25 protein-coding genes and 1 other RNA gene are annotated in these 26,444 nt (G+C 67.9%); 11 read left to right on the forward strand and 15 right to left on the reverse strand.

Annotated features, from left to right (window positions below):
- The first annotated feature begins 96 nt into the window (after positions 1–96).
- Positions 97–702: a MarR family winged helix-turn-helix transcriptional regulator gene (locus VH88_RS00790; protein WP_045809547.1), complete on the forward strand. Its 606-nt coding sequence runs from the start codon at positions 97–99 to the stop codon at positions 700–702.
- Here the strand turns inward: VH88_RS00790 and VH88_RS00795 are convergent.
- From VH88_RS00795 to VH88_RS00815, 5 genes are all read right to left on the reverse strand, one after another.
- Positions 699–1,097 (reverse strand): phasin family protein, encoded by a 399-nt coding sequence (locus tag VH88_RS00795; protein WP_052689433.1) that lies wholly within the window; start codon positions 1,095–1,097, stop codon positions 699–701. The genes VH88_RS00790 and VH88_RS00795 overlap by 4 nt on opposite strands.
- Positions 1,098–1,165: 68 nt before the next feature.
- On the reverse strand, positions 1,166–1,939 hold the full coding sequence (locus tag VH88_RS00800) for a creatininase family protein (RefSeq protein ID WP_045809549.1): 774 nt from the start codon (positions 1,937–1,939) through the stop codon (positions 1,166–1,168).
- A 46-nt stretch (positions 1,940–1,985) separates the two neighbouring features.
- Positions 1,986–2,603: a TetR/AcrR family transcriptional regulator gene (locus VH88_RS00805; protein ID WP_045809550.1), complete on the reverse strand. Its 618-nt coding sequence runs from the start codon at positions 2,601–2,603 to the stop codon at positions 1,986–1,988.
- Positions 2,603–4,213 carry a DHA2 family efflux MFS transporter permease subunit gene (locus tag VH88_RS00810; RefSeq protein ID WP_045809551.1) on the reverse strand — a complete coding sequence of 537 codons (1,611 nt, stop codon included), beginning with the start codon at positions 4,211–4,213 and terminating at the stop codon, positions 2,603–2,605. The genes VH88_RS00805 and VH88_RS00810 overlap by 1 nt, the downstream gene beginning before the upstream one ends.
- Entirely contained in the window at positions 4,210–5,295 is a 1,086-nt protein-coding gene (locus tag VH88_RS00815) for an HlyD family secretion protein (RefSeq protein WP_045809552.1), read from the reverse strand. Before VH88_RS00815 ends, VH88_RS00810 begins: the two co-directional genes overlap by 4 nt.
- 121 nt (positions 5,296–5,416) lie before the next feature.
- Here VH88_RS00815 and VH88_RS00820 point away from each other — a divergent pair, with 121 nt between their 5' ends.
- Together VH88_RS00820 and nth are read left to right on the forward strand one after the other, a co-directional pair.
- The gene (locus VH88_RS00820; protein ID WP_045809553.1) at positions 5,417–6,733 is read left to right on the forward strand and encodes an NAD(P)/FAD-dependent oxidoreductase; all 1,317 of its coding nucleotides are present in this window, start codon (positions 5,417–5,419) and stop codon (positions 6,731–6,733) included.
- The gene (gene nth / locus VH88_RS00825) at positions 6,730–7,476 is read left to right on the forward strand and encodes an endonuclease III (RefSeq protein ID WP_045809554.1); all 747 of its coding nucleotides are present in this window, start codon (positions 6,730–6,732) and stop codon (positions 7,474–7,476) included. Before VH88_RS00820 ends, nth begins: the two co-directional genes overlap by 4 nt.
- On the opposite strand, the gene VH88_RS00830 is transcribed toward nth, so the two are convergent.
- Complete coding sequence (locus VH88_RS00830; protein ID WP_197070950.1) at positions 7,473–7,961, reverse strand: MarR family winged helix-turn-helix transcriptional regulator; 489 nt, start codon at positions 7,959–7,961, stop codon at positions 7,473–7,475. The two genes, nth and VH88_RS00830, sit on opposite strands and share 4 nt — an antisense overlap.
- 225 nt (positions 7,962–8,186) lie before the next feature.
- On the opposite strand from VH88_RS00830, the gene VH88_RS00835 reads away from it, so the two are divergent.
- Positions 8,187–9,647: a methyl-accepting chemotaxis protein gene (locus VH88_RS00835; protein WP_082064320.1), complete on the forward strand. Its 1,461-nt coding sequence runs from the start codon at positions 8,187–8,189 to the stop codon at positions 9,645–9,647.
- Between the two features lie 40 nt (positions 9,648–9,687).
- On the opposite strand, the gene VH88_RS00840 is transcribed toward VH88_RS00835, so the two are convergent.
- Positions 9,688–10,560: a RimK family alpha-L-glutamate ligase gene (locus VH88_RS00840; RefSeq protein WP_045809557.1), complete on the reverse strand. Its 873-nt coding sequence runs from the start codon at positions 10,558–10,560 to the stop codon at positions 9,688–9,690.
- 91 nt (positions 10,561–10,651) lie between these two features.
- Between VH88_RS00840 and VH88_RS00845 the strand changes: the two genes are divergently transcribed.
- The gene (locus tag VH88_RS00845) at positions 10,652–11,671 is read left to right on the forward strand and encodes an adenosine kinase (protein ID WP_045809558.1); all 1,020 of its coding nucleotides are present in this window, start codon (positions 10,652–10,654) and stop codon (positions 11,669–11,671) included.
- 43 nt (positions 11,672–11,714) lie between these two features.
- On the opposite strand, the gene VH88_RS00850 is transcribed toward VH88_RS00845, so the two are convergent.
- The gene (locus VH88_RS00850; RefSeq protein ID WP_045809559.1) at positions 11,715–12,845 is read right to left on the reverse strand and encodes an aromatic ring-hydroxylating dioxygenase subunit alpha; all 1,131 of its coding nucleotides are present in this window, start codon (positions 12,843–12,845) and stop codon (positions 11,715–11,717) included.
- Between the two features lie 108 nt (positions 12,846–12,953).
- On the opposite strand from VH88_RS00850, the gene VH88_RS00855 reads away from it, so the two are divergent.
- The 3 genes from VH88_RS00855 to VH88_RS00865 all read left to right on the forward strand — a co-directional run bounded on the left by VH88_RS00855 (position 12,954) and on the right by VH88_RS00865 (position 16,767).
- Positions 12,954–13,937, forward strand: a complete 984-nt coding sequence (locus tag VH88_RS00855; RefSeq protein WP_045809591.1) for an alpha/beta fold hydrolase — start codon at positions 12,954–12,956, stop codon at positions 13,935–13,937.
- Positions 13,938–13,943: 6 nt separating this feature from the next.
- The gene (locus VH88_RS00860) at positions 13,944–14,567 is read left to right on the forward strand and encodes a trans-aconitate 2-methyltransferase (protein WP_045809560.1); all 624 of its coding nucleotides are present in this window, start codon (positions 13,944–13,946) and stop codon (positions 14,565–14,567) included.
- Positions 14,568–14,673: 106 nt separating this feature from the next.
- Complete coding sequence (locus VH88_RS00865) at positions 14,674–16,767, forward strand: transglycosylase domain-containing protein (RefSeq protein WP_045809561.1); 2,094 nt, start codon at positions 14,674–14,676, stop codon at positions 16,765–16,767.
- A 72-nt stretch (positions 16,768–16,839) separates the two neighbouring features.
- Here the strand turns inward: VH88_RS00865 and VH88_RS00870 are convergent, their stop codons facing one another.
- The 4 genes from VH88_RS00870 to VH88_RS00885 form a co-directional block, all read right to left on the reverse strand.
- A complete protein-coding gene (locus tag VH88_RS00870) occupies positions 16,840–17,217 on the reverse strand; it encodes a lysozyme inhibitor LprI family protein (protein WP_045809562.1) in 378 nt (125 codons plus the stop codon).
- A 58-nt stretch (positions 17,218–17,275) separates the two neighbouring features.
- Positions 17,276–17,998, reverse strand: coding sequence for a M48 family metallopeptidase (locus tag VH88_RS00875; protein ID WP_045809563.1), 723 nt, complete (start codon positions 17,996–17,998; stop codon positions 17,276–17,278).
- Positions 17,964–19,244, reverse strand: a complete 1,281-nt coding sequence (locus VH88_RS00880) for a polyhydroxyalkanoate depolymerase (RefSeq protein ID WP_045809592.1) — start codon at positions 19,242–19,244, stop codon at positions 17,964–17,966. Before VH88_RS00880 ends, VH88_RS00875 begins: the two co-directional genes overlap by 35 nt.
- Before the next feature lie 80 nt (positions 19,245–19,324).
- Complete coding sequence (locus VH88_RS00885) at positions 19,325–19,948, reverse strand: SCO family protein (RefSeq protein WP_045809564.1); 624 nt, start codon at positions 19,946–19,948, stop codon at positions 19,325–19,327.
- 44 nt (positions 19,949–19,992) lie between these two features.
- On the opposite strand from VH88_RS00885, the gene VH88_RS00890 reads away from it, so the two are divergent.
- A complete protein-coding gene (locus VH88_RS00890; protein ID WP_231576538.1) occupies positions 19,993–21,447 on the forward strand; it encodes an ActS/PrrB/RegB family redox-sensitive histidine kinase in 1,455 nt (484 codons plus the stop codon).
- 89 nt (positions 21,448–21,536) lie between these two features.
- Positions 21,537–22,091: an ActR/PrrA/RegA family redox response regulator transcription factor gene (locus VH88_RS00895; RefSeq protein WP_045809566.1), complete on the forward strand. Its 555-nt coding sequence runs from the start codon at positions 21,537–21,539 to the stop codon at positions 22,089–22,091.
- A 9-nt stretch (positions 22,092–22,100) separates the two neighbouring features.
- Here VH88_RS00895 and VH88_RS00900 read toward each other — a convergent pair whose 3' ends face one another.
- Together VH88_RS00900 and ffs are read right to left on the reverse strand one after the other, a co-directional pair.
- Complete coding sequence (locus VH88_RS00900) at positions 22,101–23,933, reverse strand: DNA polymerase III subunit gamma/tau (protein ID WP_045809567.1); 1,833 nt, start codon at positions 23,931–23,933, stop codon at positions 22,101–22,103.
- Positions 23,934–24,273: 340 nt separating this feature from the next.
- Positions 24,274–24,369: signal recognition particle sRNA small type (ffs, locus tag VH88_RS15485), an RNA gene on the reverse strand.
- Between the two features lie 47 nt (positions 24,370–24,416).
- Here ffs and nudC point away from each other — a divergent pair.
- On the forward strand, positions 24,417–25,337 hold the full coding sequence (gene nudC, locus VH88_RS00905; RefSeq protein WP_045809568.1) for an NAD(+) diphosphatase: 921 nt from the start codon (positions 24,417–24,419) through the stop codon (positions 25,335–25,337).
- Positions 25,338–25,630: 293 nt separating this feature from the next.
- Here the strand turns inward: nudC and VH88_RS00910 are convergent, their stop codons facing one another.
- Positions 25,631–26,353, reverse strand: coding sequence for a 3-deoxy-manno-octulosonate cytidylyltransferase (locus VH88_RS00910; protein WP_082064316.1), 723 nt, complete (start codon positions 26,351–26,353; stop codon positions 25,631–25,633).
- Positions 26,354–26,444 lie beyond the last annotated feature (91 nt).

Consider the following 26,444-nt stretch of genomic DNA (forward strand, 5'->3'; position numbering starts at 1 on the left):
CGCGAGCGGAACTGTCACGGAACCGACGCGCTTTCCCCGTCAAATCGTAAAGCAGAGCTGATACGTGTTCGGACGAAACTTCAGGGGAGCGGCGCGATGGTGAAGGCGGGAAAAGCGGCAAGGAAGGTCGGCCCCCTGGCCACCTCGCCCAGCCACCTGATGCACCGCGCCTTGCAGCTGGCGCTCGACATCTATGCCGAGGAGACCGGCGCCGACGGCCTGACCCAGCGCCAGTTCGCGGTGCTGGAGGCGGTCTCGATCAAGGCCGGCCTGACCCAGACCGAACTGGTGCGGATGACCGGCATCGATCGCTCGACCCTGGCCGATCTGGTCGCGCGCATGACGACCAAGGGCCTGCTGGAGCGGGAACGCTCGACCCTGGATGCGCGCGCCAAGGCGGTGCGTCTGTCGGCTGAGGGCGCCGCCCGTCTGGAGGCCGCCCGCCCGCTGGTCGAGGCCGCCGACAAGCGGATCATGGCCCTGCTGCCCAAGGGCCAGCGCGAGACCTTCCTCAATCAGCTGGCCGATCTGGCCGCCGCCGCCGACGCCGCCCCTGACGCCGCCAAGGCCGAGGCCAAGGCGGCCAAGAAGGCGCTGAAGGCGGTCGAGAAAGAAGCCAAGAGGGCCGAGAAGGCCGCCAACAAGGCCGACCGCCCCGCCAAGGTCAAGAAGCCCAAGCTGAAGCTGGTGGAGCCGACCTAGCGCGTCTTGCGCAGCCGTTTGGCGTTGGCGGTCGCCGTCTTGTGGATCGGGGCCAGCGCCTCGGCCTGAGCCTTCAGAAGTTCGCCGTTCAGGGTCATGGCCTGGGCCGCCGCCCGGCTCCACCAGCTAATGGCGTAGCTGAACTGGGCCTCGGCCGCCTGGGCCGGGGTGCGGGCCTGGGTCACAGCCGCCGCCGCCCGCAGGGCATGGGCGCTCTCGTCCAGCGCCACGCGCCCCAGCCGCTGACCGATGGCCCCGGCGCTGGCGGCCATGGCGTCGGCGGAGGCGGACAGCGCCTCGGTCTTCTCGGAACTCATCAGCGACAGTTCCCTGAGGTCCTGCCCCTTGGCGCTGGTCAGGCCCTGCGCCATCAGGCCGGTGCGGGCCGCGATCACCTCGGCCGAGGCGGCTAGGATTTCGGCGCCGACGACGGCGGCGCTGGCGGCTGTGGGCGTCTTGCGGGTCAGAGCGACGCTCCCGGTTGGGTCTCTGCGGCGAAGGCCGCGATGTCACTCAACAGGGCGGGGACCGCCGCGTCGATGATCTGCTGGCCCTTCTCGGGGCTGGCCTGGCCTGGGTCCGAGCCGATCCGGCCGTCGGGGAAGCGGGCGCGATAGTCGAGGGCGTCGCGGATCGGCCCGTTCGGCGCGATCTGCGGGCTGTAGTCGGCGGTCTTGATCCGCTCGGGATAGGCGGCCTGCGTCACCGCGATCTCGGATGGGGTGGCGTGCATGCCGTGGCCGGTCGGGAACAGCCGGTTGCACAGGCCATTGACGCCGGGCAGGTCCCACCAGTTCTTCAGCTTCAGGACGAAGGGCGGGCTGTCCTCGACGAAGCTCCACTCGGCGTAGATTTCCGAGATCGTCGCCTCGATGGTCGCGACGTTCCCGCCGTGACCGTTCAGGAAGTAAATCCGCTCGAACCCGTGACGGCTCAGGGACGACACCCAGTCGGTGATCGCGGCCATGAAGGTCGAGGGGCGCAGGCTGATGGTGCCGGCGAAGGCCAGGTGATGCTGGGCCATGCCGATGTTGAAGGTCGGGGCCACGATCAGGTCAGCGTCGGTCTTCTCGGCCGCATGGGCGATGATTTCGGGGCACAGCCAATCGGTGCCCAGAAGCCCCGTCGGCCCGTGCTGCTCGTTGGAGCCGATGGGCACGACCACCGTCCTGGACAGCGGACCGCCGTCGTTCAGTCGCGCATCGATTTCGGGCCAGGAGGACAGGTGGATCAGCATGAAGGCGGTCTCAAGCGACAGGGTGGGCGACTGTAGCGCGCCGGGCTCAGGAAGTCTTGGCGGCCGTGGCGGGCGGATGGGCGGCCATGAAGATGCGCGCGGCCTCTCTGGCGCGGCCTGCGCGCTTGTCGGCCTCCAACTGCGGCACATCCAGCATGGCGCGCAGATGGCCGTGTCCCAGCACAAGGCCGGCGAACATCTCGGCCGCCTCTTCCGGGTCGGCGACGCTCATTCGGCCCAGCCGCGTCTGTTCCGCCAGCCAGGCGGCCAGTTCGCGCAGGCTGCGACGCGGACCGGCCTCATAGATGGCGTGGGCGATGTCAGGCGCCTCGACCGAGACCAGGGCGACCCCGCGCATCGAGCCGACCTTGTCGCCGCTGCACACCCGGTTCAGCAGCGTCAGGGCCAAGTTGTCGAGCACCGTCTGCGGATCGCCGGCGCCGCGCAGGGGGGCGACGATGTCCTCGACCCGCTTGGACGCCAGGGCCTGGGCGATCTCCAGCTTGGAGGCGAAGCGATTATAGACCGTCTGTTTGGAGACGCCGGCCAGTTTGGCGATCTCGTCCATCTTGGCCTGCAACCCCTTGTCGGCGAACAGGGTCGCGGCGGCGTCCAGGATCGCCTCGCTCTTGCGTTCATCGACCTGCCCGAGACGGCGCGCCATCAGTGGACGTCCGAGGGCGGGGCGCCGGCCTGGGCCTTCACTGGCTGGGCAGCCAGGGTGACGAAGGCCGCGCCCGCGCAAAGGATGGCCAGCAGGGCGAAGGCGTCGCCGAACGCCATCGTCGTCGCCTGTTTCTGCAACATCCCATAGATGGCCTTCATCGCCGAGGCGGCCGGGTCGATGGAGCCGGCGAACCGCTGGGCCATGCCGGCCATCATGTTGCGCATCGCCTGGTCCCCCTGACCGATGGCGCTGGTCAGTTCGCTCATGTGCAGGGCGGTGTTGGACGTCAGGCTGGTGTTCAGGATCGCCAGGCCGAAGGCGCCGCCGACGTTGCGCGACAGGTTCACCAGCCCCGAGGCGTTCTTGACCATGTGCGGCGGCAGGGTCGCCATCGTCACCTGCTGGGACGCGATCATGGCCAGCATCACGCCGACGCCGCGGAAGGCCTGGACCGAGGCGAAGTTCCAGAAGCCCCAGTCGTCGGTGACGACGCGCGCCTCCCACATGCCCCAGGCGCACAGCATGAAGCCGCCGAACATCAGCACCCGCGCATCCAGCTTGCGCACCAGTCGTCCGGCGAAGGGGCCGGTGGCGAACATGGCCAGGCCCGACACGACCATGGTGGTGCCGACCTCTGACGACGAATAGCCGAGCACGCGGCCCAGGAAGAGCGGCAGCAGGAAGGTGCCGCCGAACAGGGCGAACCCGACGATGAAGGTCATGATGAACCCGACCAGGAAGTTGCGATTGCCAAAGGCGCGCAACTCCACGATCGGCTGGCGATAGGTCAGGGACCGCCAGATGAAGATCGGTCCGGCGACCGCCGCCACGACGGTCAAAAGCAGGATGTGAGTATCGTCGAACCAGTCGTTTTTGGCGCCCTCTTCCAGCACAAACTGCATCGACATCAGAAAGACGGCCATCAGGCCCAGGCCCCACCAGTCGAACCCCTTGGCCAGCGACGGATCGCCCTTGTCGAAGTTGCCGTAGCGCCCAACCAGAAACAGCACCAGCAGGCCCGGTCCCACATTGATGAAGAACAGCCATCGCCAGCTCAGCCACTCTGTCAGGTGCCCGCCCAGCGTCGGCCCGACGGTCGGCGCCAAGGTCACGATCAGGCCCATGACCACGCTGGCGGTGACGCGCTTGTCGGGCGGAAAGGCGGTGAAGGCGACGGCGAAGACGGTCGGGATCATGGCCCCGCCCACGAAACCCTGGATGGCCCTAAACAGGATCATCATGTCGATCGACGACGAAAGGCCCGTGGCGACGCTCATCAGAACGAAGCCGGCGCAGGAGACCAGAAACAGCCGCTGCGTCCCCCACAGCCGCGACAGGAAGCCGGACAGGGGGATCATCACCACCTCTGGGATCAGATAGGCGGTCTGGATCCAGCTGATCTCGTCGGCCGAGGCCCCGACGCCGGCCTGGATCTGGGGCAGGGAGGCGGCGACGATCTGGATGTCCAGAATGGCCATGAACTGGCCCACCACCATGCCGGCGAAGCCCAGCAGCAGCATGGTCCAGTTGATTTCGGGATGGCCGGCGACGGGACCCTTTTGCGCGACAGGGGCCCCGCCATCTGCGGCGGGGTTGGCGGCGGTCACTGGCCTGTGGCTCCGGTCGTCGTGGCGGCTTCGGCGAAGCTCTGGCCGCCCTGGCTCTTTAAATCGATCTTGACGTCCACCGACAGGCCGGGACGCAGGGCCAGGCTGCGGTCTGCGCCGCTGACGACGATGCGGACGGGCACCCGCTGGGTGATCTTGGTGAAGTTGCCCGTGGCGTTCTCGACCGGGATCAGGGCGAATTCGGACCCGGTGGCGGGGGCGAAGCTGTCCACGCGGCCCTCGATCTTGCGGCCGGGGAAGGCGTCGGCGGAAATCTCCACGGTTTGACCCAGGCGCACCTTGTCCAGCTGCGTCTCCTTGAAGTTGGCGACGATGTAGGTGTTGGTCAGGGGCACGACTGACAGCAGTTGCGTGCCGGCGTTGACATACTGGCCGGGCCGCACGCTGCGGGCGCCGACGACGCCGGCGACCGGGGCGCGGATGACGGTGCGCTCCAGCGCGATACGGGCCTGTTCGACCACGGCGCGGGCCTGTTCGACGGCGGCGACGCTCTGCTGACGGGTCGAGCTCAGCACGCCGGCGGTGCGTTGTTCGGCGACCAGGGCGGCCTGGGCCTGCTGCACGCTGGCGGCGGCGGTGGCGGCCGAGGCGCGCTCGGTCTGGATGCGCTGCTGCGAGACCCAGCCCTGTTCGGCCAGCTTGCCGTAACGATCGACCTCGGCGCGGGCCAGGCCGGCCTGGGCGTTGGCCTGGGCGACCGAGGCGGCGCGGGCGGCGATGGTGGCCTGTTCCTGCTCGGCCTGGGCGTCGACATGGCCGACGGCGGCGATGGCGGCGGCCAGATTGGCCTCGGCCTGAGCGAGCTGAGCCTTCTGGTCGGAATCGTCCAGCTTGACCAGGATCTGGCCCGCCGCGACCCGCTGGTTGTCGCCCACCAGAACCTCGGTGACCCGGCCGGACAGTTGGGGGCTGACCAGGGTGGTGTCGGCCTGGACGAAGGCGTTGTCGGTGCTTTCCCAACGCTGGCCGTTCACCCACCAGACGATGCCGCCCACGATCAGGGCCAGGCCGACGAGGGCGGCCGCAAACAGCGGCAGGCGTTTCTTGAGTTCAGGCGACATGGAATATCCGGGGGAGGTGCGGCGTTTTGAAGCGGCGCTAAAATGGACCGCGCCGTCCAAAAATCAATAGGCGACCGGAACGGCGCCGATCACGACCGGTTTTCGTGTATGTCCTGACCCCATGAACGCCCGCATCTCCGCCTCCCAGCCGCTGCCGTCCCGGGTCGATGTCGTGGTGATCGGCGCAGGCGCCGCCGGCATCGCCGCCGCGCGCCGTCTGTTGCGGCCCGGCCTGTCGGTTCTGGTGCTGGAGGCCCGCGACCGGATCGGGGGGCGCGCCTGGACGGTTCGGGCCGAGGGCGAAGGCTTGGACATGGGGTGCGGCTGGCTGCATTCGGCCGACGACAATGTGCTGGCCGGACGGGTCGAGTCCGAGGGGCTGACGCTGGATCAGACCCCGCCGCCCTGGCGCACTCAGGCCTTCGACCACGAAATGACCCGCGCGGATCAGGCCGCGTTCGGCGAGGCCTTCGCCGCCTTCGACCAGCGGGTGAGCGAGGCGGCGTCGCTAGGTGAGGATCGCCCGGCGTCGGACTTCTTCGATCCCGACAGTCGCTGGAACCCGCACATGGACGCCATCTCGGGCGCCTTGAACGGCGCGCGGTTCGCCGAGGTGTCCAGCCTGGATTATGACGCCTATGGCGACACCGGCGTGAACTGGCGGGTGCGCGAGGGCTATGGCCGGCTGATCGCCCGGCTGGGCGAGGCTGTTTCGTCCATCACGGTCACGGACTGCGCCGTCAGCCGCATCGACCGTTCGGGACCGGTGCTGCGGCTGGAAACCAATCGCGGTGAACTGACGGCGCGGATCGTCATCCTGACGGTGCCCAACAGCCTGATCGCCGGCGAGGCGATCCGCATCGATCCGCCGGTTCCGGCCCTGCTCGAGGCGACGGCGGGCGTGCCGCTGGGCCTGGCGTCCAAGGTGCATATGACGGTGCGCGGCGCCGGCGATTTCCAGCCCGACACCCAGCTGTGGACCCGCACCGATACGGCCGAGACCGGCGGCTATCACCTGCGGCCGTTCGGGCGGCCGATGATCGAGGCCTATTTCGGGGCCGACCTCGCCTGGGGGCTGGAGGCGCAGGGGCCGGCCGCCCTGTTCGACTTCGCCGTGTCCGAACTGGTCGCGGCTCTGGGGTCGGACATGCGCCGGCGCTTGGAGGCGGTCGCGATCAGCGGATGGGGCGTCGATCCCTGGTCGCGCGGGGCCTATTCCCATGCCTTGCCGGGCCATGCGGCGGATCGGGCGAAGCTGCGCACGTCGGTCGAGGACCGCATTTTCCTGGCCGGCGAGGCGACCGCGCCGGTCTATTACGGCACGGCCCACGGCGCCTGGATGGAGGGCGAGCGCGCCGCCGACGCCGCCCTGACCGCCCAAGCGCTCAAGGGCCTGGGTCTTGACCCGCGCCGCCCCGAGGACGACAGCGAGGCATGAAGCCCGCCAAGGCCAGAAAGCCCGCCGCCAAGCCTGCCAAACGCCCGGCCGTGATGACCGGGGCGGCCATACCCATGCTGCGCTGGCCGCCCGACGAAGACCGTGTCGAGGCGATCTTCGAACGCCTGTCCGGCGTCATGCCCGAGCCCAAGACCGAACTGGATTTCTCCAATCCCTTCACCCTGGTCGTCGCCGTCGCCCTGTCGGCCCAGGCGACGGACGTGTCGGTCAACAAGGCGACCGAGCGGCTGTTCAAGGTCGCGGACACGCCGGAGAAGATGCTGGCCCTGGGCGAGGAGGGGCTGATCCCCTACATCGCCTCCATCGGCCTTTATCGCGGCAAGGCGCGGAACGTCATCGCGCTGAGCCGCATCGTGCTGGACCAGCATGGCGGCGAGGTCCCGCTGAACCGCGCCGATCTTCAGGCCCTGCCCGGCGTGGGGCGCAAGACGGCCTCGGTGGTTCTGAACGAACTGGGGATCGAGGCGGCCATCGCCGTCGACACCCACGTCTTTCGCGTCTCGCACCGGCTGGGCCTGGCCAATGCCGGAACGCCGGACAAGGTCGAGGCCCAGCTGTTCAAGGTCGTGCCGGAGGACTGGCTGCCCAAGGCGCACCACTGGCTGATCCTGCACGGCCGCTACACCTGCACGGCGCGCAAACCCAAATGCCTGTCTTGCATCATCGCCGACCTGTGCCCGTCGCGGGCAGGCCTGATGGCGCTGGGCGAGGCGGCGGGCTAGATCCCCGGAGCGGCGTCGGGGCCGTGGGTCAGCTTCTCAGCCAAGGCCTTCAGCACGCGACGTGCGGCAGCCATATCCTCGTCCGAAACGCCTTCGAACATGCGTTCGCGCATGGCCGCGGCATGGATCTCGAACGCCTCGATTTCGGCGCGCCCGGCCGGCTCCATCTGGATCAGCCATGACCGGCCGTCGCCGATCATCCGACGCCGGCTGACCATGCCGTCCTTCTCGAGTCTTTGCACCAGACGGGTCAGCGACGCGCCGGACAGCTCCATCCTGTTCGCCAACTCGGAAAGCCTCAGGCCCTTGGGCTCGTCCGCCAGGAAATAAAGCACCACGGTCGGCGCGCCCGTGTGACCGGACTCTCGGAACAGATCGGCGACACGTAACCTCCACCGCTTGGCTGTCACCATCAGCGTCATGGCGACGTCGAGCTGAAGGGCGCTGCGCTGATCTGACGACAGCAGGGTAGGGCGTTGCGACAAATATGACCTCATGGAACCAGCAGGCGGCGTAGCGGCTTTAAGGCGGCTAAAGCTAGACCGCAGAGGAATATTCTCCCCCAGGTTGAGCCTTTAGCGCGCTAACCATGCTGACACCCGATTTAAAGTGTTGACGTGGCATTAACGTTCATCTCAGCACGAAAGATTTTTGCATTGCGCCTTTTCGCCAAAACCAGAGATGACAAGACGCTCAACGAGCTGCGCAACATGATGGCTGCCGTCAGTCGCTCTCAAGCAGTCATCCAGTTCGATCTGGATGGCGTCATTCTGGAGGCCAATCAGAACTTCCTATCGGTGGTTGGATATGAGCCGGCTGAGATTGTCGGACGTCACCACAGGATGTTCGTCGATCCGACTGAGGCGCAGACGCCAGCCTATGCCGAGTTGTGGCGAAAGCTGAACGCCGGTGAGTTCGTGGCGGACAAGTTTGTGCGCTACGGCAAGAGCGGCCAGCGGGTGGTGATCGAGGCCAGCTACAATCCAATTCTGGACAGCGACGGACGCCCCTACAAGGTGGTCAAGTTCGCCACGGACGTCACCGCCGTCGAGGAAGAGCGCGAGCGCCGCGTCGAGGCCGATCGTCAGGCCGCCCAGGTCCAGGCCGCTGTTGTCGCAGGCACGGCCAAGGGCTTGTCGGCCATGGCCGCCGGCGACCTTTCCTATCGTATTCAGGACGATTTCCCGGGCGACTACGCAATCCTTCGCGACAACTTCAACCAGGCCATGGCGACGCTGGATCAGGCGGTCAGCGTCATTGGCGTCAACGCCGGGTCGATGCAGTCGGGCGCGCAGGAGATCGGCAGCGCCGCCGAAGATTTGTCGCGCCGCACCGAGCAGCAGGCCGCCAGTCTGGAAGAGACGGCCGCCGCGCTGGACCAGATCACCGCGACCGTGCGCAAGACGGCCGAGAACGCCCAGGCGGCGGACGGGGTGGTCGCCCAAGGCCGGACCCAGGCCGAGACCGGCGGCGCGGTGGTACAGAGGGCCGTCGCGGCCATGGGCGAGATCGAACGATCCTCCAACGAGATCAGCCAGATCATCGGCGTGATCGACGAGATCGCCTTCCAGACCAACCTCCTGGCGCTGAACGCCGGCGTCGAGGCCGCCCGTGCGGGCGAGGCAGGCCGTGGCTTCGCCGTCGTGGCCTCCGAAGTGCGCGCCCTGGCTCAACGGTCGGCGGAATCGGCCAAGGAGATCAAGACGCTGATCTCGGCCAGCTCCGGTCAGGTCAGGGACGGGGTCGTTCTGGTGCGTCAGTCGGGCGAGGCCCTGACGGGCATCGCCGGCCGCATCGAGGAGATCACGACCTTGATGAGCGAGATCCGCGCCTCGACCCAGGAACAGGCGGTGGGTCTGGCCGAGGTCAACACGGCCGTGAACCAGATGGACCAGGTCACCCAGCAGAATGCGGCTATGGTGGAGGAATCCACCGCCGCCAGCCTGAGCCTGAGCCGCGAGGCCGCCGAATTGGCCGAACTGGTCCGCCGCTTCGAGACCAGCCAGGTCGCCGCAGCCCCGACGCCGATCCAGGCGTCTCCCGTCCAGCAGATGAAGGCGCGGGTCGAAAGCTTCGCTCGGGCCCACGCCGCGCCTGCGCGCGCCCGCATGGCGGCCGGCGGCGGACGGGCGGCTATGGCCGCCGTTCAATCGGACTGGGAAGAGTTTTGAGCTCCAGGCCCGGTTCGGGCGCGGTTCAGCACGAGGCGGTCTAGGTCTCCAGCCGCGCTTTCACGGCCTCGGCGAAGCCGGCGCCGTTCGCGGGGTCGTGGTCCAGGTAGAAGTCCGGCTCGATCAGTTCGGCCTCCATCAGCACCCATTGGCCGTCGTCGTCGCGAGCCATGTCGATGCGAGCGTAGAGCAGCGGTTCATCGATGGCGGCCAGCACCTGCTCGGCCAAGGCCATCGCCGCCGCGTCCGGCGTCACGGCCCTGTACAGGCCGCCGAACTGCACCTGGATGCGGAAGTCGCCGGCCACGGGCCGTTTATTGACCGCATGGCTGAACCGGCCGCCGAAGAACAGCAGCGAGGTCTCGCCCGCGGTCTCGATCGACTTCAGATAGGGCTGGATCATGGCCACGCCCTCGGGCGCATCGCTCAACACCTCGCCCGGCGTCAGGCGCAGGGTGCGGAACGCCCCGGCCGACACCGTCGGTTTGACGATCAGCACCGGCGCGCCCGTCTCGGCGAAGGCGGCGTCCACCTGATCCTGGGTCACGCGGTCGGTCCAGCGCGTCTGCGGGATCGGCACGCCCTTGTCCGCCAGCCGCGCCAGATAGGCCTTGTCGGAGTTCCAGCGCAGCACCTCGGCCGGATTGGCGACCGGCAGACCGGCCTCGCGCCACGTCGCGCAAGCCTTCAGCCAGCGCCCCTGATCGCGGTGATAGCCCCAGGCGATGACCGGCAGGATCAGGTCATAGGCCTTGAGGCCCGACGCGTCCTCGACATGATCGCTCCAGGGCGTGGCCGTGACCGTCGCGCCCGTGCTCTCCAACGTCGCCTTCAACCGTTCCAGCACCTCTGGCCAGCGCCCGACATAGGTTTTGTCGGCGGGATCGGGGGTCAGGACGGCGATCTGGATCATGCGGTCCTATAGCGAAGCGACGCAAAGCATATAAGGGCTTCCTTATGTGATTTCGGGTGACGTGCGGGCGTTGACCGGCTAAGGCGCGACCATGACCCAGAACACCGCCCAATATGATGTCTGCGCCGTCGGCAACGCCATCGTCGATGTCCTCAGCCCCTGCGACGCCGCCTTCCTGACGGCCCAGGACCTGGCGCCCAACTCCATGCAGCTGGTCGATGCCGAACGCAGCGCCGCCCTGTATGACGCCATGGCGCCGGGCGTGGAGGCCTCGGGCGGATCGGCCGGCAACACCGTGGCGGGCGTCGGCTCGTTCGGCGGCCGCGCGGCCTATATCGGCAAGGTCGCCGACGATACGCTGGGCCAGGTCTTCACCCACGACATCCGCGCCGCCGGCGTCCACTTCGACACGCCTGTCCTGACGGGCGGGGTGGACCAGGGCTTCGGCACCGGCCGTTGCCTGATCAACGTCCTGTCGGACGGGGCGCGCACCATGGCGACCTTCCTGGGCGCCGCAAACCAGCTGTATGCCGACGACATCGACGAGGCCCTGATCGGCGCCAGCGAGATCGTCTATCTGGAAGGCTATCTGTTCGATCCGGCGCCCGCTCGCGCCGCTTTCGAACGCGCCGCCGCCGCCGCGCACAAGGCCGGCCGCAAGGTGGCCATCACCCTGTCGGACACCTTCGTGGTCGCCCGCTGGCGCGCCGAACTGCTGGACTTCATCACCCAGTCCGCCGACATCGTCCTGGCCAACGAGGCCGAACTGGGCGCCCTGTTCGAAACGGATGATTTCGACGCCGCCGCCGCGAAACTGGCCGCCATCGTCGAGATCGCCGCCGTCACGCGCGGCGAGCACGGCTCGGTCGTGATCCGTGGCGAAGAGCGCGTGGTGGTCGCCGCCTATCCGGTCGCTAAGGTGATCGACACCACCGGCGCCGGCGACCAGTACGCCGCCGGTTTCCTGCTGGGCCTCGCGCGCGGCCTCACACTGGAAGAGGCCGGCAAATTGGGCTCCCTGGCCGCCTCCGAAGTCATCGCCCACTGGGGCCCCCGCCCGATGGTGAAGCTGGTCGATCTGGCCTCCGAGCACGGGCTGAAGCTGCAATAACCCGGTGTCTCCTCCCCTTGATGTGGGGAGGAGACGTTCGTCTTCAGCTTTTCCACCTCAGAGTCACAGGCTGGATCGGATTCACGAAGGGGCGCGCTTCGGCGCGGCTCCTGGCCCATTCACGCTTCAGCTGCTGATACCATTTGGCCTGTTTGTCGGCGTCGTCGATCCAGATCAGGGCGGGGTCGTAGCGCAGGCCCTCGTTCTGAAGGTTCACCATGCCGCCGTCCTGTTTCAGGAAGGCGACGACCCCCATGCGCAGGAAGGGCTTGGCCAGGCCGAACACCCAGTGGTCGGACCAGAAGATCTGGGTGATGCGCGTCTTGGTGTCGGTGATCGGGGTCAGGCAGGTGAGGGCCAGGACCTGTTTTTCCCCCACCTGAATATGCTCCCAGCGGAAGCCCGGCAGGCGGAAGGTGATCTCGGTCGCGGGCGCCCCGCCCAGGATCTTGTAGAGGCGGCTGTTCGACGAAGGCGCATGGCGCACCATGGCCCAGCCGAATTCGGTCGGGGCGAAGGCCTTGGATTTTTCGTGCATCGAATGCTCGGACCGCCACCACCATTGCTGGTGGACGTAGGGGCCGTGGGCGGGGTCCATCAGGCCGACGACCGCGTGGTCGATATGGCTGTCGAAATCCATCGCCTCGACCAGCTTGGCCTCGCCGCCGACCACGCCGGGGAAGACCGGCGGCTCATGGTCCGGCTCCATCGGGTTGCGGGCGTCCGACGCCATCCAGACGAAGACGATGTCTTGGCTCTCGCGCACCGGATAGGACCGCACGCGGATGCGGTTCGCCTCGAACGCCTGATCCTCGACCAGCGAAGGAATGGCGGCGCACACCCCGTCGGGGCGGAATCGCCAGCCGTGATAGGGGCATTCGACCGTCTCGCCCTCGCCGGGCTTTTCGACCAGCTTGCCGGCCGACAGGGGCGCGGCGCGGTGGGGACAGATGTCGCGCATCGCATAGACCTGGCCTGCGCGGGTGCGGCCGATCAGCACCGGCTCGCCCATGATCTCATAGCGTTTCAGGCTGGCCGGGGCGACGTCGCGGCCCAGGGCGACGAAATACCAGGCGTCGGTGACGAACCCCTTGCCGAACGGCTGCGCGCCGGCTTTTGAAGGGGCGGGTTCGACCTGAGGGGACTGGACGGGAGCGGCGTCGGCGAGCTTCATACCGACTGTCTAACAGAGCCGCGCGCCGCCTGTCTCATGTCACCTGACAGAGAACTTTACATATCAAAGTCGGCGCGGCATAAGCGGGCGTCAAAGGGGAGTTTGATCATGACCATCGCATCCATTCTGAACCGCACCGTCGGCGCCGCAGCGGCCGCCGCCCTGCTGTGTGTCGCACCGGCCGCCCTGGCGCAGGACGGGCATGGCGCCCATGCGGAGGCGGGTCACGCCCACGGCCACCAGCATGCCGATTTCCAGTCCGACCGCATCCACGTTCGCGTCGATGGCGACATGGATGGTCGCGACATCATCCTGATCCCCGGCCTCAGCTCGTCGCCCGAGGTCTGGCAGGGGACGGTGGATCATCTGACGGCGCAGGACGGCGTGGGCTGGCGTGTGCACCGCATTCATGTGCAGGGCTTCGCCGGTGCGCCGGCCGAGGGCAATGCGCAGGGCGCGACCCCTTCGCCCGTCGCCGCGCCGGTGGCGGAAGAGATCGCTCGCTACATCCGCGAAAAGGGCCTGACCAAGCCGGTCGTCGTCGGCCATTCGATGGGCGGCACCATCGGCATGATGCTGGCCGCGCGCCATCCCGATGCGGTCGGCAAGCTGATGGTCGTGGACATGATTCCCTTCATGGGCGCGATGTTCGCTGCGCCGGGCGCCTCGGCCGAAAGCGTGACCCCGGTTGCGGACCAGATCTGGGCCGCCCAAGCCAACAGCCCGCGCGAGGCCTATGTCGCCCAGGCGACCGCCAGCATCAACGGCATGATCAACACCGAAAGCCGCCGCGCCGAAGCATTGAAAGACATGCGCGATAGCGACCAGAAGGTCTCGGCCGCCGCCTTCCGCGAGCTGATCACGACGGACCTGCGTCCCGAACTGTCCAGGATCACCGTCCCGACCGAGGTGGTGTACGCCAAGTTCAACGATCCGCGCATGACGCCCCAGATCACCGATAGCATCTATCAGATGTCCTATGCCGGCCTGCCGGGCGTGACGCTGAAACGGATCGACGACAGCGCTCACTTCATCATGTTCGACCAGCCCCAGGCCTTCTACGCCGACCTGGATGCCTTCGTGGCGAAATAGGCCGTCGTGACCCACCCGTCCGCGAAACGGATCGTCGGCCTTTATCGGGACAAGGCCGACGACTGGGTCCGGGATCGGGGCGCGACCCTGTATTCCGGCGACGGCGGGGTGGACGAAGCGGTCTGGCTGGATCGCTTCGTTGCGGACTTGCCTGCAGGCGCATCTATTCTGGACGTCGGCTGCGGTTCGGGCTGGCCGATTGGGGCCGCCCTGCTGGAGCAGGGACATCAGGTGACAGGCATGGATGCGTCGCCGGGCCTGATCGCCCATGCTCAGGCGACGCTGCCGACAGGCGTGTGGTCGGTCGCGGATATGCGCGATGCGTTTCCACCGGGTCCGTTCGACGGCGTTCTGGCTTGGCACAGCCTGTTTCATCTCAGCCCCGACGATCAGAGCAAGGTGCTACCGAAGCTGGCCGCGTGCGTCGCCGAGGGCGGGCGGCTGATGTTCACCTCTGGCCAGGCGCACGGCGAAACCATCGGACAGTGGCGGGGCGAGCCGCTCTATCACGCCAGTCTGGACCCGGAGGCCTATCGCGCCCTGCTGGTCGAGGCCGGCTTGTGCGTCGAATACGATGGGGCGGAAACCGGCGTGTGGCTGGGCCGGCGCGCCTTTCTTTCGGCGAAATAGCCGCTCACGATCCCGTGAAGTCGGCGGGACCGTTTCGGCGGGCGTTCATACGCGATACACAGCCGATGAACGAGAACTCGCCCAGCGCGGCATCTGAAGGACGGACATGGCGGGACCGGTGAATGCGGGCGGACCACAGGCGCAGGGCAAGCCCCGCCGGTCGGCCCTGGGACGGTTGTTTTACTGGAGCGCCGTGCTGGCGGTCTGGGGGCTGATCTTCCTGGTCGTCTTCTTCGCCGTCTTTGCGCGCGGCCTGCCGGACACCTCCAGCCTGTATCAGGTCGATCGCCAGCCCTCGATCACCTATCTGGATCGCAATGGGGCGCTGATCGCGACGCGGGGCACCCAGATGGCGCCGCCCGCCGATCTGGACGCCCTGCCGGACTATGTGCCGGCCGCCTTTATCGCGATCGAGGACCGGCGCTTCTATCACCACCCCGGCTTCGACCCCATCGGCATGATGCGGGCGATGGCGACCAACGTCCGCGCCGGGCGGGTGGTGCAGGGCGGCTCGACCCTGACGCAGCAGCTGGCCAAGAACCTGTTCCTGACGCCCGACCAGAACATGCGCCGCAAGGTGCAGGAGCTGATGCTGGCCGTCTGGCTGGAGATGAAATTCTCCAAGAAGGAGATCCTGGCCCTGTATCTGAACCGGGTCTATTTCGGCGCCGGGGCCTATGGGATCGAGGCGGCGTCGCAGCGCTATTTCGACAAGTCCGCCAAGGATCTGACGGTCGGCGAGGCCGCGCTGCTGGCCGGCCTGCTGAAGGCGCCCTCGCGCTATTCGCCGGTGTCCGAAAGCGAGCGCGCCGCCGCCCGCGCCACCGTCGTGCTGAACGAGATGGAAGAGGCCGGCGTCATCACCGCCGCCCAGCGCGAACAGGCCGTGACCCAGCCGGTCATCGTCTCGCGCACGCTCGCGACCCAGCATGCCCAGTATTTCATCGACTGGCTGGACAAGTCGATCCGCAGCCTGGTCGGCGAACCGACCGAGGACATGGTGGTCGAGACCACGCTGGACCTGACGCTGCAGACGGCGGCCGAGCGGTCGGTGCGCCGCATTCTGGATCGTGACGCCGGCAAGGGCGTGCAGCAGGCGGCCCTGGTCGCGCTGGACGGCGACGGCCGGGTGCGCGCCATGATCGGCGGCTCCTCCTATGCCGACAGCCAGTTCAACCGCGCCGTCGACGCCAGGCGCCAGGCGGGTTCGGCCTTCAAACCCTTCGTCTATCTGGCGGCGGTCGAGGCCGGCTATACCCCCCAGACCCCGGTGGTCGATCAGCCGATCACCATCGGCAACTGGTCGCCCCGCAACTATTCCGGCACCTTCAGCGGAAACATGACCCTGGCGCAGGCCGTGGCCCAGTCGACCAATACGGTCGCGGCCTATGTCGCCGATCAGGTCGGGCGCGACAGCGTGGCCCGCGCCGCGCGGCGTCTGGGCATCGAAAGCCGCATCGGTCTGGAGCCGGCGATGGCGCTGGGCGCGGTCGAGGTCTCGCCGATCGAGATGGCCACCGCCTATGACGCCTTCGCCAATGGCGGGCGCCGCGTCGACGCCTATGGCATCAGCCGAATCCGCACGCCCCAGGGCCGCGTCATCTATCAGCGCCAGTCGGGCCAGAGCGGCCAGGCGATCAACAATCCGTCGCTGTACTACATGAACCAGATGCTGCGCGGCGTGGTGACCAGCGGCTCGGGTCGGTCGGCGGCGATCTCGGGCCGCGACCTGGCCGGCAAGACCGGCACGACCTCGGATTACAAGGACGCCTGGTTCGTCGGCTATACCGGCGGCTTCGTCACCGCCGTCTGGGTGGGCAAGGACGACAACACCGCCATGCGCGGCGTGACCGGCGGCTCGTCGCCGGCCGCCATCTGGAAGGGCTTCATGGAGGCGGCCTTGCCGCGCCTGGACGCCCCCGCCATCCCCAATGGTCCGCCCATGCCCGAGGGCTGGGTCGCGCCCGATCCGGTCGGCGATCTGATGAGCGGCCTGGATCAGAACGGCCTGCCCATCGAACCCGTCGATCCCCTGGCCGGCGAACCCTATGTCCCGGACGAACAGGCGCCGATGCAGCCGCCGTCGCCCCAGCCGTCCAGCCCGGCGTCACCCAAGGGCAGCTATCGCGATGCGCCGAACCCGCAGCAGCCCGAAGGCCGTCCGGCGCCGGAGCGAAAGGGCGACGCCCTGTTCTTCTGATCGCGACGCCAACGGCGCGTAAAAAAAGGGAGGCGACCCGGCGGTCGCCTCCCTTTGCATTTCAGGCCTGGGTCAGCGGGGGCAGGACAGATCGCCTTCCTGACATTGGCTGAGGGTCCGCAACTGGCGTGTCCGCTCCGTCGTCAGACGCGCCAGGCAGGTCGAATGCACCATCGGATAGGCGGAACCGCCCTGAACGCCGGACGCCTCGAACCGGCATTGCTGATCGCGGAAGCTGATCCAGCTGCGTTGGGCGGTGCGCAGCAGGGTGCGGCTTGCGGGCGACAGCCTTCCCATCGTCATCGTGTACTGGCTGTTCAGCGCCCGATCGGCGCGCTGCAGTTCCTGGGCGGCGTTGGCGTTCATCGTAGCCTGCGACTGGGCGCTGGCGGACGAAGCGGCGGCAGCGGCGAGGCCGAGCGCGATCGACAGGGTGATCATCGTTTTCATGGGGCGTTCCTGAGTGGACGGGCCATGGTGAAACGCGCCCGGCCGCCAGGGTTTCCGCCTAGCGTCCCACGGCGTGCAGCGCCCCGCCGTAATCCTTTAGCCATTTGCGCCAGGGCTTGTGATCCCCGACCAGAAGTTCGACCACGGACCAGTAGGCCGGGCTGTGGTCGGCGTGGACCAGGTGGGCGACCTCGTGGGCGGCGAGGTAGTCGATGACCGGGGGCGGGGCCATGATGACGCGCCAGGAGTAGCGGATGGTGCGGTTGTGCGGGCTGCACGAGCCCCAGCGCGACCGGGTGTCGGCGATGCCCATCTTGACCGGGCCCTGGCCCAGCGCACGCAGATGGTGGTCGGTGCGTTCCAGAAGCGTATCGCGCGCCTCGCGCTTCAGCAGGTTCTCGACGCGGCGGGCGTAGGCCTCCCCTTCGCCGCCCGAGCGGATGATCGTCGCGTCCTCGACCAGGCGTGCGGCGCCCGCGCCGGGCACGGCCTCAAGCCGCACGGGCCTGCCGCGCAGGGAGATGACCTGGCCCGGTTCCAGCGGGCGGCTCTTGGGGCGGACGGCCAGGCGTTCGCTGATCCAGACGGCCTTGGATCGGGCGAAGGCGACGGCTTGGCTCAGGCCGCGCTCGGTCGGGGCGATGACCACGGCCTCGCCGGCGCGCGCGTCGATCCGCACCGACAGACGCCGGGCGCGCGGATTGACCGACAGTCTTAGAACGGGACCAGATCCGGCCCCGCTTTCGTCAAGCGGCAGCCGCTGACCGTTGCGGTACGCCACCGGCGGCCTCGTTCTTAGCGATGAAATCGCGCACGCGGGGATAGATCTCGTCACGGAAGCGACGGCCGTTGAACACGCCGTAATGGCCCACGCCCGGCTGGACGTAGAGGACGCGGCGATCCTCGGGGATGTTGGGGCACAGGCCATGCGCGGCCTGGGTCTGTCCAACGCCGGAGATGTCGTCCTTCTCGCCCTCGACGGTCATCAGGCCGATGTCGGTGATCCTGGACAGATCGACCTTGCGCCCGCGATGTTCCAGCAGGCCCCGCGCAAGCAGGTGCTGCTGGAAGACGATGTCGATGGTCTGAAGATAGAACTCTTCGGTCAGGTCCAGCACCGACAGATATTCGTCATAGAATTCCTCGTGCTTCTCGACCTCGTCGCCGTCGCCGGCGATCAGGCTGGTGAAATAGTTCCAGTGGGCGTCGCGGTGGCGATCCTCGTTCATCGACATGAAGCTGTAGAGCTGGACGAAGCCCGGATAGACGCGCCGTCCGAAGCCCGCATAGGGCAGTGGCACCGTGTGGATCATGTTCGACTTGAACCAGGTGAAGGGCTTTTCCTCGGCCAGCTGGTTCGTCACGGTCGGCGACAGGCGCGCGTCGATGGGCGACCCCATGAAGGTCATCGACAGGGGGCGGTTTTCGTCCTCGTCCTCGGCCATGATCGCGCCGGCGGCCAGAACGGGCGGGCCGGGCTGGCACACGCCGACGACGTGGGCGCGACCGCCGATCTCGGCCAGCATCAGGCGGACGTGGTCGATGTAGTCGAAGAAGTCGAACCGGCCCTCAAGCATCGGCACCTGGCGGGCGTTGACCCAGTCGGTGACATAGACGTCGTGGTCCTGAAGGAAGGCCTCGACCGTGCCGCGCAGCAGGGTGGCGTAGTGGCCCGACAGCGGGGCCACGATCAGGACGGCCGGGCCGGAGGCGGGCTTCTTGGCGCGCTTCAGATCGCCGATGTTGCGGGCGAAGCGAACCAGGCGGCACCACGGGCTCTGCCAGATCACCTGTTCGGTGGTGCGCACCGGCTTGCCGCCGATGTCGATGGTTTCCAGCTTCCAGGCCGGCTTGCCGTAGCGCCGCGTCACGCTCTCGAACAGTTCGGCCGAGGCGTAGGCCGTGCGGCCGATGGCGGTGTCGGCCGCCGGGTTGAAAGGCGAGGTCCAGAAGCTGCGGGCCAGTTGCGCGCCGACCCGAAACGGCAGGGCCGACTGGTAGGCGAGTTCATGAAAGGCGTAGAGCATGACGATCCGATACGGCCGAGCGCCGTTTGTGCAGGGCAACATATAATGCATCACCCTGCAAAAGGATTATGGGGTCGCCGCTAACCCCGCGCCATCGCCTGTTCGATGATCCTGGTCGTCTTGTCCGGCCCCATTCCATAGGCGACGGCGGTGCGGAACTTTCCGTCCGGACCCATCAGATAGACGGTCAGAGAGTGGTTCATCGTATAGCCCTCGCCCTCGCCGACCTTCTGATAAAAGGCGCGGTAGGCCTTGGCCGCTGTCGCCACCTGTTCAGGCGTGCCCGTCAGGCCGATGGTCCCCTTGGGAAAGCCGTCGGATGACAGATAGTCCTTGAGCGCCTGGGGCGTGTCGCGTTCAGGGTCGATGCTGACGAAGACGATCTGCAGATTGTCCGCCTTGTCGCCCAGCCGCTGCTGCACCGCGCCCAGCTCAGCGAGGGTGGTCGGGCAGAACTCGGGGCAATAGGTGAAGCCGAAGAAGACCAGGCTCCATTTGCCGTTCAGAATCGTCTGATCGACGGGTTGTCCATCCTGATTGACCAGTTGGAAGTCGCCGCCGACGAGAGGCTGACCGGTCGACGTCACCTCGGCGCCGTCCGACGTGGGCGCACGACCGCTGACCACCACGACGGTGATGATGGCCAGCGCCACGGCGATGGCGATGCAGGCGCCCGCGAACAGCAGGATGGAACGACGCGGCATGACGGCCTCTCACGAAACGGATGTGATCGGTCTATAGAAGGCGTGTGACCTCGACAGAAGCCCGCATGGCGCCGCACGGCGTATCCTCTTCGGAGCCGTTGAACGGCTGGGGCGACGCGCCGCGTCGCGGTCGGGGGTTTTCGCTGCGGACCCTGATCGTTCTGCGCTGGCTGACGATCATCGGCCAGAGCGCGGCGATCCTGACGGCGCATCAGGGGCTGCATTTTCCCTTGCCGCTCTGGCCCTGCCTGATCGTGATCGCCATCAGCGCGGCTGTGAATGTGGGGGCCATGGCGCGGGTGCGCCGGCTGGAGGCCAGCCTGCCGGACGGGCGCACGACGGCGATCCACCTGGGCTTCGACATTTTCCAGCTGGGCGTGCTGCTGGGTCTGACCGGCGGGCTGGAGAACCCGTTCTGCCTGCTGCTGGTCGCGCCCGTCACCATCGCGGCGGCGGCCCTGCCGGCGCGTCAGGCCCTGATGCTGGGCGTGCTGGCCCTGATCGCGGTCGGGGTGCTGTTCTTCTGGTCCGAGCCTCTGCCGTGGCGACCACACGAGAACTTCCACCTGCCGACCCTGTATCGCCTCGGCATGGCTATGGCTTTGGTGACCGGCGTGGTCTTCACCGCCGGCTACGCCTGGCGGGTGGCGGCCGATGCGGAGAAGCTGGAACTGGCCCTGGCGACCACCCAGGACGTGCTGCAACGCGAACAGAGGCTGGCGGCGCTGGGCGGACTGGCGGCGGCGGCGGCGCATGAGCTTGGCACGCCGCTGGCGACCATTCAGGTGGTGGCGAAAGAGCTTCAGCGCGCCTCGGCCCCCGACAGCGACGCGGCCGAGGATGCGGCCCTGATCCTGCAACAGGCCGAACGGTGCCGGGGCATCCTGACCCAATTGTCGCAGCAGCCCGAGGGCGACGACGCCCTCTATGCCGACGTCTCTCTGAAGGCCTTGCTGGAAGAGGTGGTGGAGCCGCACCGGGGCTTCGACCTAGCCTTTGACGTTCTGGTCAAGACGCCGCCGGGTCAGCCCGCGCCGCGCGTGCGCCGGATGCCCGAGGTGATCCACGGCCTGTCCACCCTGGTCGAGAACGCCGCCGATTTCGCCAAGACGACCGTGCGGGTCCAGGCGGTGGTGGACGCCGGCTGGATCGAGATCGAGATTCTGGACGATGGGCCGGGCTTCGCAGGCGACATTCTGCCCCGGCTGGGCGAGCCCTATGTGACCAGCCGGCCTCAGGGCAAGGCGCGCCAAGCCTTGGCCGCCCAGATCGCCGCCGCGGCCCGTCCGTCCAAACCGCGCGCAACGGTCGAGCCGCCCATCGCCCCCAGCCAGGGCGGCATGGGGCTGGGCTTCTTTATCGCCCGCACCCTGCTGGAACGGACCGGCGGGTCGGTCAGCGTGGGCCAGGGCCTGCCGCAGTCGGACGCCAAGGGTTCACTGCGCGGCGCACGCGTGGCGGTGCGCTGGGCGCGGCCCGCCTTGGAGGTCGCGGCATAAGCGGATTGGGTCGAAGCGTCGCAGGTGGAACCTTGGCCTTGACCCGCGCGCTACCCGTCCCGACTTGAAGCGGCAGGAGAGAGAAACGCATGTCAGAACTCGAAGCCCGCATCGCCGCCCTGCCCGACAAAACCCTGCTGCTGCTGGATGACGACCAGGCCCTGCGCACCCGCATGGGGCGGGCGCTGGAGGCGCGCGGCTTTCAGGTGACGACCGCCGAATCCGTCGCCGAGGCGATGCAGCTGCTGCGCGACAAGGCGCCGGCCTTCGCCGTGCTGGACATGCGGCTTGAGGACGGCAACGGCCTGAAGATCGTCGAGGCGGTGCGCGAGAAGCGCGAGGACGCCCGCATCGTCATGGTGACCGGCTACGGCGCCATCGCCACGGCGGTCGTGGCGGTCAAGGCCGGCGCCGTCGACTATCTGTCCAAGCCTGCCGACGCCGACGACGTGGTCAAGGCCCTGCTCGCCACCGGCGATTCGCCCGAACCGCCCGAAAACCCGATGAGCGCCGACCGCGTGCGCTGGGAACATATCCAGCGCGTCTATGAGCTTTGCGACCACAATGTCTCGGAGACGGCGCGCCGCCTGGGCATGCACCGCCGCACCCTGCAACGCATCCTGGCCAAGCGCGCGCCGCGGTAGGCCGAACCCTCAATCCTCGTCGTCGTCCTCGACCACGTCGGGGATTTCAGGAGTGACCACGGTCGGGGCGATGGTCTTGATCTCGCCCAGCTTGGCGCCGGGGAAGGCCTGGAGCACCGCCTGGACGAAGGGATTGGCCTCGACCTCGGCCCGTTCGGCGGCGCGGGCCTTTTTCTGGATCTCAATGACCGTCTCGGCCCCGCCCTGGCCGTTGGCGGCGATCAGCCAGGTGCGGCCGGTCCATTCGCGCAGGCGGGCCGACAGCTTGCGCGCCAGTTCGATGGGCGCGCCCTGGACGCTTTCATAAACGATGGCGCCGGGCTTGAACGAGACCGGCTTCACATACCGCTCGACATCCATCTGAAGCCCGACCTCGCGCTTCTCGCCGATCAGGGCGACGACCTGTTCGAAAGTCTGAGGATCGGGCAGGGCGGGCGCCATCACCGGGCGAGCGGCCAGTTGCGCCGAGGTTCCTCCGCCGCCGCCTCCGCCGCCGCCACGCGGGGCCGAGCCGCCGCCGATAAGTTCGCCGGACTGCAGCCGCTTCAGCGCCTCCTCCGGTCCCGGCAGGTCGGCGGCGTAGGCTAGGCGCACGATGGCCATTTCCACCGCATCGGCCGGATTGGGCGCGCGCCGCACCTCGTCCAGCGCCTTCAGCAGCATCTGCCAGGTGCGCGACAATGTCGCCGCCGGAATGGCCGCGCCCAGGGCCGCCAGCTTCTGCGCCTGATCATTGGGCAGGCGGGTCGCGTTCGGGCCCAGCATCTTGGCGACCGAGGCGGCGTGGCAATGTTCCAACAGGTCGTTGGTCACCTGCACCGGATCGGCGCCGAAGCCATATAGGGTGCGGAAACTCTCCAGCGCCTCGGGCGTACGGCCGGCCATGACGCTTTCGAACAGGGCGATGGTCTGGGTCCGGTCGGCCAGACCCAGCATGTCGCGCACCGTCTCGGTCTTGACCGTCTCGCCCCGCTCGGCCTGCACCAGGGCCTGATCCAGCAGCGACAGGCCGTCGCGCACCGACCCCTCGGCCGCGCGCGAGATCAGAGCCAGGGCGTCGGTCTCGATCTTCATGCCTTCTCGGTCGGCGATCCGGCCCAGATGCTCGACCAGGATTTCCGGCTCGACCCGACGCAGGTCGAAGCGCTGGCAACGGCTCAGGATCGTCACCGGCACCTTGCGGATTTCGGTGGTGGCGAAGATGAATTTGGCGTGGGGCGGCGGCTCTTCCAGCGTCTTCAGCAGGGCGTTGAACGCCTGCGTCGACAGCATGTGGACCTCGTCCAGCACATAGACCTTGTAGCGCGCCTCGACGGGCGCATAGCGGACGCTTTCCAGAATGTCGCGGATGTCGTTGACGCCGGTGTGCGACGCCGCGTCCATCTCCATCACATCCATGTGCTGGCCGGCCATGATGGCGGCGTCGTGCCGGCCGTGGGCGCTCAGGGTCAGCGACGGCTTGTCGATGACGTCGGTCTCGTTGTTCAGGGCGCGGGCCAGAAGGCGGGCGGTGGTCGTCTTGCCGACGCCGCGCACGCCCGTCAGCATGAAGGCGTGGGCGATGCGGCCCGTGGCGAAGGCGTTGGTCAGGGTGCGCACCATCGCCTCCTGCCCGATCAGATCCTCGAAGGTGCGCGGCCGGTATTTGCGCGCCAGCACCTGATAGGCGGCGCCGTCATCGGCGTGAGCTTCGACTTCGACGGGAGCGGGAGCAGGCGCGACGACAGGCTCAGGCGCCGCCGCGGCGGGCCCGCCGAACATGTCGTCGGTGTTCTCGTCGCGCGGGGCGACGTCATCCTCTTCCCAGGGCGGGCCGTCGAGATTCGTATCGCTGTCCGTCATGGGAGGAAGTCTTACAGCGGGTGACGGGCGGGAAGAAGCGATTCCAGCGTCGGTTCAAGCGCAGGTTCATCTTCTCTTTCGTCATTCCGGGCGCAGCGAAGCGGAGACCCGGAACCCAGCGGCGCCGAAGGCGAAATCTCTCCGCCGCATAGGTTTGAAAGCGGAGTGCGCGACAGGTTCGCGCTCACGCGCGCCGCTGGGTTCCCGGTCTTCGGGCCAAGAGGCCCTACGCCCGGAATGACGAAAGGAAAATGGCGTTAGCGCACCAAACGCGCTCAAGCAGCGAGCCGCCGTGCGGCGAGCGGTAGCGCCAAAAGGCGAGCGGTAGCGCCAAAAAAAGAGGAAGTAGAGACCGCGACCCGAAGGGGAATTCGTTGTGGCTGCTGCCTTCCGGCCCTGACCAGATTGGCGAAGCCTTCGCCCGCGATCTCCAAGCGGAGATATGACGGGTGCGGACGCCGGAATCAAGAGCTACAAACCCGCATGGCCCATCAGAACACCTTCGCCGGCAATCCGCTCGATCGGGCCGGCGACCTGAGGAATGATCCCGACTGGCTGGCCGAGCAGGCCGCCAAACCCTACGCCCAGGCCCTGGCGCTCTGGGAAGGGCGGCCGCTGATCGAGGAGACGGGCGAGGGGCCGAGGCTGGCATGGCTGCAGATGCGTCATGCGCGCACCTTGGTGCGGGACCGCGAGGCGTTTTTGGGCCTGTGGAACGACGAACCCGTCTTCGCCATCGAGTTCGAAGGCTCCATCGATCCGACCGACGGGCCGCTGGCCGGGCTGGGCGCCTTTCAGGAGATGCGTGCGGCGGCGGCGAGCCTGCCGGCGGCGGATGCGGCCATGGCCGGCGGCGCCAAGAGCCTGTTCGACTGGCGACGCAAACACGGTTTCTGCGCCAACTGCGGCACGCTGGGCGAGACGGCGTCGGGCGGCTGGAAGCGGGTCTGTCCGGCCTGCGGGACCGAGCATTTCCCGCGCGTCGATCCGGTCACCATCATGCTGCCGGTCTATAAGGGCGGGGCCGAGCCCATCTGCCTGCTGGGACGCCAGGCGGCCTGGCCTGCCGGACGAATGTCGGCGCTTGCCGGATTTCTGGAGCCGGGCGAATCCATCGAGGAGGCCTGCGCCCGCGAGGTGAAGGAGGAGGCCGGCCTGACCGTGATCGCCACGGCCTATCACTCCAGCCAGCCCTGGCCCTTCCCGTCTCAGCTGATGATCGGCCTGATCGCGGAGGTGTCGGACGATCAGGCGCAACCTGACCAGACCGAGCTGGAAGCCGTCGCCTGGCTGACGCGGGCCGAGGCGCGCGCCGTGCTGGCGGGCGAGCATCCGAGCATCCAGGCCCCGCCGCCCTTCGCCATCGCCCACAGCCTGATCCAGGCCTGGGTCGAGGAGCCCTGACGACCGCCTCACCCTTCCCGCAACGGGGAGGGAGGGCATTTAATGACTTTCCATCCTAACCCAGAGAACGAATCGGCGTCGTTTCAGGGGTTTACGGCTTCGCATCGACCGTCTGCCATACAGGGTCCCGGCCCGGCCTATGATGCCGACGGGTCTTTGACATCGTCGCGCGACCAGCATCGCAGACGGAATTGCACCGGTGCAACTCGGCGCAAACTATTCCTGAGTAAAAACAGTTCTATCCGCCGAAATTGCACGCCATTGCACCGTTTTCGCCGGGTGCAATTCCGGCGTCAGGCCAGCGCCCGCGCCGCCTCCAGGTCTGCCGGATTGTCGACGGAGAGGGGGGCTTCATCGATGACGGCGGCCCAGATCTGCATGCCCATTTCGAGCGCACGCAGCTGCTCCAGCTTCTCGCGCTTCTCCAGCGGCGACGGCGGCGCGGCGCAAAAACGTTTCAGCGCCTCTCGGCGATAGCCATAGACGCCGATGTGGCGCCAGACGGGCGCGTCGCCATACAGGGTTGAGCGCGTGAAATAGAGGGCGCGCGCCTGGCGTTCGCCTTCGCCTAGGGCCAGCACCGCCTTGACCACGTCGGGATTGGTCCGGTCCGACCCGTCGGCCTCGGCGGCGACCAGGGTGGCGATGTCGCAGGTCGGCTCGCCGTGCAGAATGGCGGCGCAGGCGACGGCCAGACCGGGGCTGGCGAAGGGCATGTCGCCCTGAACGTTGATGACGGCGTCGAAATCGCCCTCGGGGTCGATGGCGTCCACGGCGGCGCGAATGCGGTCCGAGCCCGAGGGCAGGGCCGGGTCGGTCAGGACGGCGCGGCCGCCTGCGGCTTCCACCGCCTCGACGATCTCGGGATCTCCGGCGGCGACCACGACCGGCAGGCCCGAGGCCTCGGCTTGACGATAGGCGCGCACGATCATCGGCGTGTCCCCGATCAGGGCCAGCGGCTTGTTCGGCAGCCGGGTGGCGGCCATGCGAGCCGGTATCATTATCAACGGATTCATCGACTTCCCTGACGCCTGTGTGGCCCGTCGCGCGTTGGGCCGGTTGCGAAGGCGGCGCTACCGTGCCAGAGACGCCAAAGCAAGATTATGT

The sequence above is a fragment of the Brevundimonas sp. KM4 genome (genome assembly GCF_000964075.1).
Lineage (GTDB): Bacteria > Pseudomonadota > Alphaproteobacteria > Caulobacterales > Caulobacteraceae > Brevundimonas > Brevundimonas huaxiensis.